Source organism: Bacillus sp. JJ664, assembly GCF_036962205.1.
Taxonomy (GTDB): Bacteria; Bacillota; Bacilli; order Bacillales; family Bacillaceae_G; genus Gottfriedia.
Map to the genome: position 1 here is coordinate 1 of NZ_JBALMS010000201.1, position 1,631 is coordinate 1,631.

2 protein-coding genes are annotated in these 1,631 nt (G+C 30.2%); one reads left to right on the top strand and one right to left on the bottom strand.

Annotation, left to right across the window (positions count from 1 at the left end):
* The first annotated feature begins 247 nt into the window (after positions 1–247).
* Entirely contained in the window at positions 248–775 is a 528-nt protein-coding gene (locus V7056_RS20150; protein WP_499704169.1) for a GNAT family N-acetyltransferase, read from the top strand.
* Between the two features lie 62 nt (positions 776–837).
* On the opposite strand, the gene V7056_RS20155 is transcribed toward V7056_RS20150, so the two are convergent.
* The gene (locus V7056_RS20155; protein WP_499704170.1) at positions 838–1,431 is read right to left on the bottom strand and encodes a YdeI/OmpD-associated family protein; all 594 of its coding nucleotides are present in this window, start codon (positions 1,429–1,431) and stop codon (positions 838–840) included.
* Positions 1,432–1,631 lie beyond the last annotated feature (200 nt).

Consider the following 1,631-nt stretch of genomic DNA (forward strand, 5'->3'; position numbering starts at 1 on the left):
ACTTTATCATATCGCTTTTATTATTTATTTTAAATATTTTAGCTCAAATTTGATAAATTTTTAATGGTCATTAATGAACCTAGATAAACTTAATACTAGTTTAGTAACTTCAACATAAAAATGAGGATTTATTTAATTTTCTAATCCAATATTTTAATCCATTTAGATGAATGTAGAGTCAAAAGAAGGTTATATTCCCTTACTGTTGAATGTTAGATTAACAACTGTTTTGAAAGGATGAAAATCATTGTCTGAAAACAAGCTACAAAAATCAATTATTCGTACAGCTTCTATCGAGGATTCAGCAGCGCTATTAGAAATTCAACGAGAAGTTGTTTCAGAAGGCCAATATTTTATTTCCATATCGGATGAGTTTAATAAAACCGTCGAGGAACAAAAAGAATGGGTAAAAAATTGTTTAGAAAACGAAAGAGAAACATTGTTAGTAGCCGAAGTAAATCGTGAAATCGTTGGGTGGATTTGTTTTAACACACAAAATCGAAAACGTTTATCACACACCGGATCTTTAGGTATTATGGTAAAAAAAGAAATGAGAAACGCAGGGATTGGTAGATTATTATTAGAAGAATTACTAGCATGGGCTAAGAACAATCCATTTATTGAAAAAGTTAGTTTAGCAGTATTTGCTTCAAATACAAGAGCAATCACATTATATAAAAGTTTAGGGTTTGTTGAAGAAGGACGTAAAGTGAAAGAATATAAACTAAATGATCATGAATATTTGGATGATATTTTGATGTGTATATTCGTTTAATCCAAAAAATAAGGACCTAATTAGGTCCTTATTTTTTGCAATATATCAATGGTTTTAGCGTCCTAATCTTTTAAACCTTTACCATCAAGGATTTGCGGTATATATTTTTCTACTCTTGATACTCGTGTTTTCGATTGTTTTGGTGCTGCAAAATAAAGAAGATATGCTCTCTGACGTCCAGGCGTTAATTCTTCGAAAGCAGTTTTCAATTCAGGGATTTCATCTAACTTCATTTGGAATTCTTCAGGTACTATGTATTCTGTATTTTTTTTAAACTCGACTTCCACCCCTGATTTCTCAACTTCAATGGCTTCATAAATATACGCTTTCAAGATTTCTTCCATATCATTGATTTGTTGAACATTGGTGAATCGAATTTGGCGAGCTGATTGTACATTCTCCGTTTGTTGGATTAAGATCCCCTTTTCATCCTTTAATAAGGCACCTTTGTGGAATAAAAGTGCACAATACTCTTTAAATCCATGAATTAACACAATATTTTTATCTTCAAATGTGTAGCAAGGATGCATCCACTTAAAATCTTCGTTCAGATCACAATCAAGGACAATACTTCTTAGCTTTTCAAATTCTTGCTGCCAATTTTTGGCTCTATTCAAAAATGCATCTACTTTTGGATTTAATTTTTTCTCTGCCATAAAACACCTCATCATTCATTCTTCTGTCAATTTGTACTTTACTTTATACTTCAACAATTAGATTGTCGATTGCTTACAAATATTGTTTTCATCATGTTTACAATAAAATATGCTCATTTACTCTTTTAAAAATTGTATCTACTTTTGAATTTTACTATACATATTTTTATTATTCTACTCGTACTCGTGCTAGTTTTTTG